This is a genomic window from Ramlibacter lithotrophicus (genome assembly GCF_012184415.1).
Lineage (GTDB): Bacteria > Pseudomonadota > Gammaproteobacteria > Burkholderiales > Burkholderiaceae_C > Ramlibacter > Ramlibacter lithotrophicus.
Window position 1 is genome coordinate 210,606 of sequence record NZ_VTOX01000007.1, and the last position, 12,449, is coordinate 223,054.

The 12,449-nt window shown below is 68.1% G+C and carries 12 protein-coding genes; 7 read left to right on the forward strand and 5 right to left on the reverse strand.

Features of this window, described 5'->3' with window-relative positions; genetic code table 11:
- Position 1 precedes the first annotated feature (1 nt).
- Positions 2 to 2,128 (forward strand): type II secretion system secretin GspD, encoded by a 2,127-nt coding sequence (gene gspD / locus RAMLITH_RS18635; protein WP_168108947.1) that lies wholly within the window; start codon positions 2 to 4, stop codon positions 2,126 to 2,128.
- 4 nt (positions 2,129 to 2,132) lie between these two features.
- Positions 2,133 to 3,521: a GspE/PulE family protein gene (locus RAMLITH_RS18640; RefSeq protein ID WP_168108948.1), complete on the forward strand. Its 1,389-nt coding sequence runs from the start codon at positions 2,133 to 2,135 to the stop codon at positions 3,519 to 3,521.
- On the opposite strand, the gene RAMLITH_RS18645 is transcribed toward RAMLITH_RS18640, so the two are convergent.
- Positions 3,518 to 3,697 carry a hypothetical protein gene (locus tag RAMLITH_RS18645; RefSeq protein WP_168108949.1) on the reverse strand — a complete coding sequence of 60 codons (180 nt, stop codon included), beginning with the start codon at positions 3,695 to 3,697 and terminating at the stop codon, positions 3,518 to 3,520. The two genes, RAMLITH_RS18640 and RAMLITH_RS18645, sit on opposite strands and share 4 nt — an antisense overlap.
- Before the next feature lie 219 nt (positions 3,698 to 3,916).
- On the opposite strand from RAMLITH_RS18645, the gene RAMLITH_RS18650 reads away from it, so the two are divergent.
- Together RAMLITH_RS18650 and RAMLITH_RS18655 are read left to right on the forward strand one after the other, a co-directional pair.
- Complete coding sequence (locus tag RAMLITH_RS18650; RefSeq protein ID WP_168108950.1) at positions 3,917 to 4,765, forward strand: NAD-dependent epimerase/dehydratase family protein; 849 nt, start codon at positions 3,917 to 3,919, stop codon at positions 4,763 to 4,765.
- A 47-nt stretch (positions 4,766 to 4,812) separates the two neighbouring features.
- Positions 4,813 to 5,730 carry an SMP-30/gluconolactonase/LRE family protein gene (locus RAMLITH_RS18655; protein WP_168108951.1) on the forward strand — a complete coding sequence of 306 codons (918 nt, stop codon included), beginning with the start codon at positions 4,813 to 4,815 and terminating at the stop codon, positions 5,728 to 5,730.
- An 11-nt stretch (positions 5,731 to 5,741) separates the two neighbouring features.
- On the opposite strand, the gene RAMLITH_RS18660 is transcribed toward RAMLITH_RS18655, so the two are convergent.
- Genes RAMLITH_RS18660 through RAMLITH_RS18675 form a run of 4 tightly spaced genes read right to left on the reverse strand, consistent with a single transcriptional unit; the run spans position 5,742 to position 9,526 of the window.
- Entirely contained in the window at positions 5,742 to 6,635 is an 894-nt protein-coding gene (locus tag RAMLITH_RS18660; protein WP_168108952.1) for a TauD/TfdA family dioxygenase, read from the reverse strand.
- Between the two features lie 2 nt (positions 6,636 to 6,637).
- Positions 6,638 to 7,957: a TRAP transporter large permease gene (locus RAMLITH_RS18665; RefSeq protein ID WP_168108953.1), complete on the reverse strand. Its 1,320-nt coding sequence runs from the start codon at positions 7,955 to 7,957 to the stop codon at positions 6,638 to 6,640.
- On the reverse strand, positions 7,954 to 8,469 hold the full coding sequence (locus RAMLITH_RS18670; protein WP_168108954.1) for a TRAP transporter small permease: 516 nt from the start codon (positions 8,467 to 8,469) through the stop codon (positions 7,954 to 7,956). Before RAMLITH_RS18670 ends, RAMLITH_RS18665 begins: the two co-directional genes overlap by 4 nt.
- Positions 8,470 to 8,512: 43 nt before the next feature.
- On the reverse strand, positions 8,513 to 9,526 hold the full coding sequence (locus RAMLITH_RS18675; RefSeq protein WP_168108955.1) for a TRAP transporter substrate-binding protein: 1,014 nt from the start codon (positions 9,524 to 9,526) through the stop codon (positions 8,513 to 8,515).
- A gap of 459 nt (positions 9,527 to 9,985) precedes the next feature.
- Here RAMLITH_RS18675 and RAMLITH_RS18680 point away from each other — a divergent pair, with 459 nt between their 5' ends.
- From RAMLITH_RS18680 to RAMLITH_RS18690, 3 genes are read left to right on the forward strand one after another with little or no spacing between them, the layout of a single operon-like run.
- Positions 9,986 to 10,423, forward strand: a complete 438-nt coding sequence (locus tag RAMLITH_RS18680) for a response regulator (protein ID WP_168108956.1) — start codon at positions 9,986 to 9,988, stop codon at positions 10,421 to 10,423.
- A complete protein-coding gene (locus RAMLITH_RS18685; protein WP_168108957.1) occupies positions 10,420 to 11,016 on the forward strand; it encodes a response regulator in 597 nt (198 codons plus the stop codon). Before RAMLITH_RS18680 ends, RAMLITH_RS18685 begins: the two co-directional genes overlap by 4 nt.
- A 46-nt stretch (positions 11,017 to 11,062) precedes the next feature.
- On the forward strand, positions 11,063 to 12,445 hold the full coding sequence (locus RAMLITH_RS18690) for a cytochrome c3 family protein (protein WP_168108958.1): 1,383 nt from the start codon (positions 11,063 to 11,065) through the stop codon (positions 12,443 to 12,445).
- Positions 12,446 to 12,449: the final 4 nt, after the last annotated feature.

A 12,449-nucleotide genomic window follows, 5' to 3' on the forward strand; every position in this document is an offset into this window, starting at 1 on the left:
CATGAAACACCGACTCGCCGTCCTCTGCATCGCCTGCGTCCTCGGCGCCGGCCCGCTGGGGGTGACCCACGCGCAGCGCACCTCCGAGCCGATCACGCTGAACTTCGTCAACGCCGACATCGAGGCGGTGGCACGCACCATGGCGGCGATCACCGGGCGCAACATCGTCGTCGACCCGCGCGTGAAGGGCACGATCAACCTGAGCACGGACCGCCCGGTGGCCCCGGCGGCGGCATACAACCAGTTCCTGGCCACGCTGCGGCTCGCCGGATTCGCCGTGGTCGACTCCGCGGGACTGCTGAAGGTGGTGCCGGAGGCCGATGCCAAGCTGCAGGGGGGCGCGGTGTCGATCGGCTCGCCGGCGGCGGGCAGCCAGATCGTGACCCAGATCTTCCGCCTCAACCACGAGCCGGCGGCCAACCTGGTGCCGATCCTGCGGCCGCTGATCAGCCCCAACAACACGATCAACGTCAATCCCGGCAACAACTCGCTGGTGATCACCGACTATGCGGACAACCTGCAGCGGATGGCGCGCATCATCGCGGCCCTCGACGTGTCCAACGCGACCGACGTCGAAGTGATCCCGCTGCGCCACGCGCTGGCCGTCGATCTCGCGCCGGTCGTCCAGCGGCTGGCCGAGGCCGGCGGGCCCGCCATCGGCCCGGTCGGCGCCCCCGGGCAGGGCCAGGTCGATTCGAGCTTCCGAACGACGGTGATCCCGGAGTCGCGCAGCAACGCCCTGCTGGTGCGCGCAGCCAACCCGGCCCGCCTCAACCTCGTGCGCTCGCTGGTCCAGAAACTGGACCAGCCCGGCGCGCAGCCGACCAGCGGCAACATCCATGTGGTCTACCTGAAGAATGCCGAGGCCACCCGCCTGGCGGTGACCTTGCGCGCGGCGCTGGCGGCCGCGACGCCGGCCGGTGCCGCCGCGGCCGGCGGCGCGGTGAGCGCGCCCACGCCGGTGAGCGCGACCGCTGCCTCCATGCAGGGCGCGAGTCCGGCCACTGCACCGACTCAGGGGCCGGCGCAGCCTTCCACCGGCGGGCAGATCCAGGCCGACCCGGCCACCAACGCGCTGATCATCACGGCGCCCGAGCCGCAGTACCGGCAGCTGCGCGCGGTCATCGACCAGCTCGATGCCCGGCGCGCCCAGGTCTACGTCGAAAGCCTCATCGCCGAAGTCAACGCCGACAAGATCGCCGAGTTCGGCATCCAGTGGCAGAACGTCCTGGGCAACAAGGGCGACAAGAACATCGGGATCATCGGCACCAACTTCAGCATCGGCGGGGCCAACATCTTCAACGTCCAGCAGGGAATCTCGTCGGGCGGCCAGGCCGGCGCCTTCCCGTCGACCGGGGGCAACCTCGGGCTGGTGCGCAACGTGAACGGCTTCTACCTGCTGGCCGCCCTCGCCCGCTTCCTCGAGACCAACGCCGACGGCAACGTGCTGTCGACGCCGAACCTGCTGACGCTGGACAACGAGGAGGCCAAGATCGTGATCGGCCAGAACGTGCCCTTCGTCACCGGCCAGTACACCAACGCCAACGTCGGCACCGGCGGCAGCGTCAATCCGTTCCAGACGATCGAGCGCAAGGACGTCGGCCTCACGCTGCGCGTGCGCCCGCAGATCAGCGAGAACGGCACGGTGAAGATGCAGATCTTCCAGGAGGTCTCGAGCGTCCAGGCGTCGTCCGTCAATTCGCCGTCGGGCCTCATCACCAACAAGCGCTCGATCGAGTCGAGCGTGCTGGTCGAGGATGGCGCGATCGTCGTGCTCGGCGGACTGCTGCAGGACGAATACTCCGGCAACCAGGAGAAGATCCCGGTCGTGGGCGACGTGCCCCTGTTCGGCAACTTGTTCAAGAGCGAGTCCCGCACGCGCCGCAAGACGAACCTCATGGTGTTCCTGCGCCCGGTCGTGCTGCGCGACGCGCCGGGCACAGACGAACTCTCGCTCGACCGCTACGACCTGATGCGCGGGCTGCAAGGCGGCGCCCAGCCCAAGCCGAGCGCCGTGGTGCCGGTCAACGCCGCGCCGCAGCTGCCCCCGGTGGTGCGGCCCGCGCCGGCGGCACAACCGGCCGTCACCTCGCCCGTGGCGCCGGCGACGCCCTTGACGCCGAAGTAGCCGCATGCGCTATCCCCTGCCTTACGCGTTCGCGCGCGGGAATCAGCTGTTGCTGGAGGACGATGGCCAGGCACTGACGCTGTGGCATGCGAGCGGACCGGCGGGCGCCGCGCTGACCGAAGTGATGCGCAAGTTCGGCGTGCGCTCGCTGCAGGTGCTGGATGCGGCCGCGCTGGCGCAGCGCATCAGCGCCGCCTATGCGCAAGGCGAGTCGAGCGCCGCCACGGTGGTGAGCGAAGTGCAGAACGACGCCGACCTCTCCCGCATGATGCAGGAGCTGCCGGCCGTGGAAGACCTGCTGGAGACGAGCGACGACGCGCCGATCATCCGCATGCTGAACGCGCTGCTGACGCAGGCGGCGCGCGACGGCGCCAGCGACATCCACATCGAACCGTACGAACGCCATTCCAGCGTGCGTTTCCGCGTGGACGGCGCGCTGCGCGAGGTGGTGCAACCCAACCGGGCGCTCCACGCCGCGCTGATCTCGCGCCTGAAGATCATGGCCGAGCTCGACATCGCGGAAAAGCGCATGCCGCAGGACGGACGCATCAGCCTGCGCATCGGCACGCGCGCCGTGGACGTGCGCGTGAGCACGCTGCCGAGCGCGCACGGCGAGCGCGCGGTGCTGCGGCTGCTGGACAAGAGCGAGTCGAAATTGAGCCTGGAGTCGGTCGGCATGACCGGCGAGGCGCTGCGCCGGTTCGAGGCCCTCATCGCCCAGCCGCACGGCATCATCCTCGTCACCGGCCCCACCGGCTCCGGCAAGACCACCACCTTGTACGCGGCGCTGAGCCGTCTCGACGCGGCCACCAGCAACATCATGACGGTGGAGGACCCGATCGAGTACGAACTGCCCGGCGTCGGCCAGACGCAGGTCAATCCGAAGATCGACCTCGACTTCGCCAAGGCGCTGCGCGCGATCCTGCGCCAGGACCCGGACGTGATCATGATCGGCGAGATCCGCGACTACGAGACGGCGCAGATCGCGATCCAGGCCTCGCTCACCGGGCACCTGGTGCTGGCCACGCTGCACACCAACGACGCGGCCAGTGCCGTCACCCGGCTCACCGACATGGGGGTCGAACCGTTCCTGCTCAGCTCTTCGCTGCTGGGCGTGCTGGGCCAGCGCCTGGTGCGCAAGCTGTGCACCCAGTGCCACGGCAAGGGCTGCGGCCAGTGCAACCAGGGCGGCTACCAGGGCCGCACCGGCATCTTCGAGCTGATGGTTGCCAACGACCAGATCCGCGCCCAGATCCACGCGCGCGCGTCGGAAGCGGAGATCCGCGAGGCGGCGCTCCAGGCCGGCATGACGCTGATGCGCGACGACGGGGAACGCCTCGTGCGCGAAGGCATCACCTCGCGCGAGGAACTGGTCCGGGTGACCCGCGATTAGCCTGTTTCGCCGGCCACGCGCTCGGGTGCGTGCGGCTGGCCCGGCAGTTCAACCGGCACCACTGGCGTGCCGCTGTCGTCCTCCGGCGGCGGCACCTTCGGCTTCGGATCGTTGGGTTGCGGGTCCGGGTTGTTCACCGGCGGAACCGATTCAGGGGCGGGAACATCCGGGTTCATGAATCATCACCTCGTGCGAGTGCCTGGCGTCGCCCCGGCGGGTTGATCCACAGGGGGCATGGCAGCGGCTTTCGAGGCGATTCTGGTCGAGGCAGGGCGGTTTCGCGTTCGGCGGAGGCGCCAACCTGCTGTCAGCCAGCTCGCACGAACTCACGGGCTCATCGACACGGTCGAGGCAGCGCGGGTATGCTCATCCCATCTGCCACCAGGAGGCTTTCCATGGCCGCGCCTTTCAACGAAGCTTCGGCCCTGCGGGTCCTGATCACGGGGGCCGCCGGCAACATCGGACGCACGCTGCGCGCCCACCTGAAGGGCCGTTATGCCCTGCTGCGCCTGACCGACATCGCCCCGCAGGAGGATGCCGGTCCCGGCGAAGAGGTGGCCACCGTCGACATCGGCGACATGGCCGCACTCGAGAACAGCATGCGTGGCATCGATTGCGTGATCCACCTGGCCGGCGTGCCCGAAGAGGCGCCGTGGGACAAGGTCCTGCCGCTGAACATCGAGGGTTGCTACAACGTTTTCGAAGCGGCGCGTCGCGCCGGCGTGCGGCGCGTGGTGTTCGCCAGTTCGAACCACGCGGTCGGCTTCCACCGGCGCGAAACCTTCATCGACACGCGCGTGGAGCCGAGGCCCGACGGACGCTACGGCGTCTCGAAGGTGTTCGGCGAAGCGGTCGGTCGCCTGTATGCGGACAAGTACGGGCTGTCGGTCGCCTGCCTGCGCATCGGTTCGTTCCGGCCGGACAACCGCCCGAGCGAATCGCGCCACCTGCTGACCTGGATCAGCCATCGCGACATGGCGCAGCTCGCGCGCCGCTGCCTCGAGCATCCCGGCTACCACTTCGTCATGGCCTATGGCGTGTCCGACAACCTGCGCAGCCGCTGGGACAACACGCCGGCGAAGTTCCTGGGCTACCGGCCGCAGGACAACGCCGAGGATTTCGCCGCGCACGTGCTGGCCACGTCGCCGCCCGAAGATCCCATCGCCGCGCAGTTCCACGGCGGCATGTACTGCCCGATCGAATTCGTCGGCGACACCAGCCGCATCGACGGCGGACCGCCCTGACCGTCCGTTCGCGCCAGCAACAGCCACGCCATCCCGACAGGACCCGCATGTACGCCGCACCGCCTGTATTGCAGACCTCGGTCTTCACCCGCATCCCGGATTCGTTGCGCATCCGCGGCCGCAGCAACCGCTGGATCGAAGTCCAGCGCGGCGGTGCGCCGACCGACTGCTTCCTGGAAGGCCCGTCGTTCGATCGCGCCGGCAACCTGTACGTGGTCGACGTGGCCTGGGGCCGGATCTTCCGGATCGCGCCAGACGGCGCCGTGGAGCTGTTCACCGAATACGACGGCGAGCCCAACGGACTGAAGATCCACCGCGACGGCCGCATCTTCGTCGCCGACTACCGCCACGGCCTGATGGTGGTCGATCCCGTCACCCGCGCCGTGTCGCCGTTCCTGGAGCGCGGCGCGCTCGATCGCTTCAAGGGCCTGAACGACCTGGTGTTCGCAGGCAACGGCGACCTTTACTTCACCGACCAGGGCCTGACCGGCCTGCACGACCCCACCGGGTCCCTGTACCGGTTGCGCGCCGACGGGCGCCTCGACCGCCTTCTTGCCAACATTCCAAGCCCCAACGGCCTGGTGCTGAACCAGGCCGAGAACACGGTGTACCTGAACGTCACCCGCGGCAACTGCGTCTGGCGCGTGCCGATGCTGCCGGACGGCACGCCGTACAAGGTCGGCGTGTTCATCCAGCTGTCCGGCGGGCTCGGCGGACCGGACGGGCTGGCGATCGACAGCGCCGGCAACCTGGCCGTGGCTCACATCGGGATGGGCACGGTCTGGCTCTTCAGCGCACTGGGCGAGCCCCTGGCCCGGATCAAGTCATGCGCCGGCCTGGCGACCACGAACCTGGCCTACGGCGGCGCGGACAACAGGACCTTGTTCATCACGGAGTCCGAGTCGGGCTCGGTGCTGTCGGTGCGGCTCGATGTGCCGGGGCAGCCGATGTTCTCGCACCGCTGAGGGCTCGCCGACTACGCCGGCCGCCCGGCGAATGCCGGCGCGAGAACCTGCGGCGCCACGGCCTCCCTGGCCGCTTCCAGCACGGTGATGCGCCACAAGGTCCGGGCGTCCTGGGGATCGGTCAGCGTCGCGGAGTGGAGCAGCGCGGCGTTGTCCCAGACCACGACATCGCCCACGCCGTACCTGAAACGCAACTGGTACTTCGGCTGCGTGGCATGCGCCGCCAGTTCGTTCAGCAGGTCGCGTGCCTCGTCGTCGGGCATGCCGACGATCCCGAAAGAGCTCCCGGACACCGCATAGAGCGCCTTGCGGCCCGTCACCGGGTGCGGACGCGCGACCCGGTGCGTGATCAGCGGCATCTTCGCCTTCTGCTCGGCGCTGAGGGGCGATGCCGCCGTGCGGCTCGCCTCATCGACGTCGTGCCGGTTGCCATAGTGATGGATGGCGAGCAGCGGCTCGATCCGCCGCTTCATCGCCGCCGGCAGATCATCGTACGCCGCCTGCTGGTCGGCGAACAGGGTGTCGCCGCCGACCTTCGGCACCACGCGCGAATAGAGGGTGGTGGCCCGCGCCGGAACGGCGAGATAGGAGTAGTCGGTGTGGAAGTACGAGCCGGCGTCCTGCAGCCCGGTCGGGCGGCCGTTCTCCTTCACGTTCGACAGGACCAGGATGTCCGGATCCTCGGGGTGGTGGAACTGGTCGATCACGTGCGGTTGCGGCGGGCCGAGGCGGCGCGCGAAGGCCAGGAACTGCCGCGCCGTCAGATCCTGGCCGCGCAATGCGAGCACATGGTTCGCGTAGAACGCCCGCTCGAGCTCGGCGAATTGCGCGTCCGCAAGCGGCTGCGACAGGTCGATGCCCTCGGCCTCGACGCCGAAGGGCGACATCGCGGTGAATGCGGCCACGGCTACTTGAGGAACTCCGGGGAAACCAGCCCCGGCAGGAACAGCACCAGCTGCGGCCACACGATGATCAGCACCAGCACGCCGATCATCGGCAGCAGCATCAGCATCACGTCCTTCAGCGCCTGGCTGAGCCGCATGTCGGCGATCCGGCAGCAGATCATCAGGCACAGGCCGTAGGGCGGCGTCACCAGGCCGAACGCGAGCGAGACGATGCCGATCATGGCGAAGTGGACGGGGTCGATATGGGCCGCGGCGGCGATCGGTTGCAGGATGGTGCCGACGATGATGATGGCAGGAATGGCGTCGAGAAAGCAGCCAACCACGAGGAACACGAAGGAGATGAACAGCCCCGTGGTCGCCCAGCCCATGCCCCATCCCGACACGCCGGACAACAGGGCCTCGGGAATCTTGTAGTACGCCATCAGCCAGCCGAACGCGCTCGCCGTGCCGACGCAGAACAGCGTCACGGCCGAGAACTTGCCGGTGTCGGAGAAGGCGTGCAGCACGCCCTTGAAGTCGATTTCGCGGTAGACGAAGATCGACAGCGCGCCGGCGTAGAGAACCGCCACCGCGGCCGATTCGGTGGCGGTGAACCAGCCGAAGATCTTGCCGCCGATGATGATCACCGGCGTCATCAGCGCCGGCACCGAGACGGCCGCCGACTTGAGGAACTCGATGAAGGTCGCCCGCGGATAGGTCGGATAGCCGCGCGACTTCGCATAGGCGTGCACGGTCGCCATCTGCACCCCGACCAGCAGCAGGCCGGGCACGATGCCCGCCAGGAACAGGGCGCCGATCGACACCGACAGCACGCCGCCCCAGACGATCATCAGGATCGAAGGCGGGATGATGACGGCGAGCACCGAGGAGACGGCCGTGATGGCCACCGAGAAACTGTCGTGGTAGCCCTCGCGCCGCTGCGCCTCGATGAAGATCTTCGACTGGCTGGCCGCGTCCGCCGTGGAGGATCCGGAGATGCCGGCAAAGAACAGCGACAGCACCACGTTGATCTGCGCCAGCCCCCCGGGGAAATGCCCCACCATGGTCCTGGACAGCAGCAGCAGGCGATCGGTGATCCCGCCGACGTTCATCAGGTTGGCCGTCAGCAGGAAGAACGGCACGGCCAGCAGGATGAACGAGTTGTACGCATTGAAGGTCTCGCTCATCAGCATCATGGCCGACAGGCGCGGCTCGATCAGCAGGATGGGCAGGCACGCGAGGCCGAGCGCGAACGCCACCGGCACGCGCACGACCATCAGCGCGAAGAAGATGAAGAACAGGACCAGGCTGGCGACGCCGGGCGTCAGGACCGCGCCGTTCATTGGGCTGGCCTCCCCGCCAGGATGCGCGCGTTGTCGACGAACTGTTCGCCCAGGAAGACGATCCAGGCGAGGCCGGTCAGCGGCCAGGCGATGTGGATCACCCACAGCGGGAGTTCGGCCAGCTCCGAGATGCGGTAGATCGCGAACTGCGTGAACTCGATGCCCGCGACGACGAAGACCAGCGCGAACACCAGCGTGCAGACGTTGGTGACGAGATTCAGCGCGGCGTTGGCCCCGCGCCCGAGCTTTGGCCACACGTCGACGTCGAAGTGCGCGCTTTCGCGCACGCCGATCATCGCGCCCAGCATGATCATCCAGATGAAGAGGAAGCGGGCCAGCTCCTCGGTCCAGATGTAGGGCGGGATCAGCGACGTGTAGCGCGAGACGATCTGCATCGTCACCGGAACGATCAGCACGGCCACGGTGCCGATCAGCAGCCAGTTCAAGAGCGCCGCGAAGCCGGCGGTGAAGCGGCGCCACGCGCTGGGCGCGCGCGGCGGGCGGGCGGTCATCGACGCTTCAGTGCCTGGCAAGATGCTCGGGAACCCCCGATCCTCACTTGATGCCGTTGATCTTGGCGTAGATCGCGTCGGCGCCGATTTCCTTGGCGTAGGCGGCGATCACCGGGTCCACCAGTTTCTTCATCTGGTCGCGGTCGGCGAACGGAATGCGCTTGAGCTTGCCGGCCTTCTCCATCGCGTCGAGCTTGGCGCCGTCCTCCGACGACTCGATCTGGCGGCCGTAGGCACCCGCCTCCTTGCCGGCCTTCACGATGGCGGCCTGCAGATCCTTCGGCAGCGACTTGAACGTCTTGCCGGAGAAGCACAGCGGCCGGATCGTGATGGCGTGCTGCGTCATGAGCAGGTTCGGGGCCACCTCGTTGAACTTCATCTGCTCGACGCCGGCGGCCTCGTTCTCGCCCGCGGAGATCACGCCGTTCTGGATCGCGTTGTAGACCTCGTTGTAGGCGATCACCGTGGGCGCCATGCCGACGGCCGTGAACGAACGGCTCCAGATCGGCGCGCCCTGCACACGCACCTTCAGGCTCTTGATGTCGTTCAGGCTGGACGCCGGCTTGTTGGAGAAGATGTTGCGCACCCCACCGCCGGCGTAGCCGATCAGCATCACGTCGGCCCGCTGCGCGATCTCGTCGGCGATCGGCTTGAAGGTGTCGGCGTCCAGCACCTTGTTCCAGTGGCCGAGGTCGCGGAACAGGAACGGCGCGTCGATGAAGGGCGCGGCCTTGGAGAACGTGGACATGTGGGCCGGGGAGACCACGGCGTAATCGACCGCCTTGCCTTGCGACATGTATTCGAAGTACTGCTTCTCCAGGCCCAGTTCGCTGTTCTTGTGCAACACGAAGTTGACCGGCTTGCCGTAGTACTTCTTCACCAGCTCCTCGAACTTCACCATGGTCTTGGTGAAGGCGTGGTCGTCGCTGAACTGCGACGCGCCGTGCAGGGTGATGGCCTGCTGCGCCGCCGCCGGAAAGGCGATCGCGCCCAGCACCAGGGCCAGGCCGGCGCCGGCAAGGAGGGCGCGACGCCGCGCTTTGACGGAAGTGTTCATGGCTGGTTGTCTCCTGGAGTGGTGGCGCTCGATGCGCTCTGGAGGTGCATTCTGGAACGCTCCGCCGCGAAACGGCAAACTTTCTCGCCACTTTCCCTCGGGACAAGCCAGCTTGACAGGAAGAAGGCGAAATTACATTCCGCTCCTTTTTGGCCCGCCCCGCAACTGATGAGCATGCTCTCCTGCTGTGCACGCTGGCCGGGAGCGGCGACTGCCATGCGGGTGCCGCTCCCGAGGTGTATAGAAAGCCTCGCCGGCCCTGACCGGCGCAAGTAGTTGAATTTGCGTCACATCGCCGGCGCGGGCGGCTCGCGGTGCACAGAGAAAATGTACTTCGCGCCTGCGGAGCGCGCCCGCGCCGCTCACGCAAGCTGTTGATTCGCCAGCAGAAAACCGCGATCCGCCGAGGTGGCACAACTCGTGCTGAGGAGTTGGCGAGCACCAGACCGGAAGCGGCGCATGAACACCCAGCAAGCCAGGATCCTGATCGTCGACGACGAGGAAGTCGTCCGCCGCAGCTTCATGCGCATCCTGGAGGGCAACTGCAAGGTGCAGGCGGTGTGGAACTGGACGCAGGTGGCCGAAGCCATGCAGCAGCACCCGGCCGACGTGGTGCTGCTGGACCTGCGGATGCCCGAGATGGACGGCATCACGGTCCTGCGGGCGCTCAAGCAGCGCTGGCCCGAGAGCGAGGTGATCGTGATCACCGGCTACCCGACCCTGGAGACGGCGAAGCAGGCCGTGAGCCTGGGCGCCTACGACTACCTCACCAAGCCGATCAACCCCGAGCAGGTGATCCATGCGTCGAACGCCGCGTGGCTGCACAAGCGCTGGGCGCTGCACCGCGACCGCAGCGCCGCCCGGGCCCAACCCGATTCTTCAAGGACGACATCATGAGTGCACTGCGCAAGGTACTGGTGGTCGACGACGATCCCGTCGTCGGCGAAAGCTTCAACCGGGTCCTGACGGGCAAGGGGTACGCGGTGATCACCGCCGCCAACGGCGAGGAGGCGCTCGCCAAGCTGAGGGACGAGAAGTACGACCTCGTCTATACCGACCTGCGCATGCCCGGCATGGACGGCCTGGAGGTCGCCGAGCGGGTGAAGGCGAAACAGCCTTGGACGCCCGTGGTGATCGTCACCGGCTATGGCAGCCACACGAGCGAGGAGCGGGCCTACGCCGCCGGGGTTTCCGACTTCCTGAACAAGCCGCTGTCGCCCGAAATGATCGAGGACAGCGCGGCCCGCGCCCTGGCACACGCGCCACTGCCCGCTCCCGCCGCGGCCGCCGTTGCCGCCGCGGCCGTGCCGGAGGCCGCGCCGGCGGCCGCGCGCAAGCCGAACGTCCTCAAGAACATGCTGCTGTTCCTGATGGCCCCGTTCGTCGGCCTCGTCTATGCGGTCCTGCTGCCCTTCGTCGGCATCGGGATGCTGGCCTGGGTCGCGCTGAAGAAGGAACCGAAGCAGGCAACTCCGGCCCAGCCCGAGTGACGACCGCCGCGAGCCGCATCCAGAGACTTTCATGCAAGAGGACTCCATGACATCCTGCCGCACCGCGGGCGCCAGCGCGAACTGGCCTCGCCTCGCCGGCGCCGTCGCCGGCGTCGTCGCGGCGCTGGCGCTTTCGTTCGCCGGCGCCTCCGCCCATGCCGCCCCGTCCCCCGCCGCCGCCAAGGCCGCGGCGAAGGTCGCCGAACTGTCCGCCGAGGACAAGGCCTGCCTCGAGTGCCACGCCCGCCCCGCGCAGCCCAAGATGCTGGCGAGCGGCGAGAAGCTGTCGCTGGCGGTCGCGCCCAAGGCGTTCGCGCAGTCGGTGCACGGCGGCGAGGGCTGCGAGGCCTGCCACTCGGGTCTCGAAGAAGGCCACGACAAGCAGCCGCGCAAGATCGCCAGCCGCCGCGCGCTGGCGCTCGAGATGAAGGACCAGTGCGCCGACTGCCACAAGAAGGCGGTGAAGCAGTACGACGACAGCGTCCACTCGGCCCTGGTGCGCACCGGCAGCGACAAGGCGCCGCTGTGCTCCGACTGCCACAACCCGCACACGGCGACCTCCCTGAAGGACCAGGCCGAAGCCAGCAGCGAACCCGTGGTCTGCCAGAAGTGCCACGAAGGTGTGTCGAAGGCGTTCGCCCAGAGCGTGCACGGCAGCACCGGCGACGAGGCGCTGGCCTGCAAGGACTGCCACCGCACCCACAACGTGAAGGCCGCCGCGTTCGCCGACAACATGCGCAAGGAGTGCCTGTCCTGCCACAAGGAAACCGCGGCTACCCACGCCGAGTGGCTGCCCAATGCCGACCGCCACCTGGAAGCCATTTCCTGCCCGGCGTGCCACACGCCCGATGCCACCCGGCGCGTGAACCTGCGGCTGTACGAAGGCGCAGCCCCGCACCAGTCGACCGACAAGGTGGGCGTGCCGAAGTTCGTGAAGCTCGCGAACTGGGCCAACGGAAACGGCACCGGCGGCCTCGACGCGCGCGCCCTGTGGAGCATGCTGCAGGAATTCAACCAGAACGGATCGGCCGGCAAGATGGTGCTGCGCGGCCGGCTCGAAGTGCAGACCGGCGAGCAGGCGCACCAGCTGGCGGCCAAGGCACTCGCGATCAAGGATTGCGACACCTGCCACCGCCAGGGCGCCACGTCGTTCCAGGCCGTGACCGTGAGCATGGCTGGCCCCGACGGCCGGCCGCTGCGCCACGAAGCTAGCAAAGGCGTGTTGACCTCGGTGGAGTCGATCGGCTCGATCGGCGGCTTCTACGCGATCGGCAGCACCCGAATCAAGCTGCTGGACGTACTGCTGGTGATGGTGCTGGCCGCCGGCATCGCGTTGCCAGGCGCCCACCTGACCATGAAGCTGCTCTCCAGGCGCCAGCGTGCCAAGGCGGCCGCCGCGCAGCAGGGCGAATCATCCGGATCGAAGTAAGGAA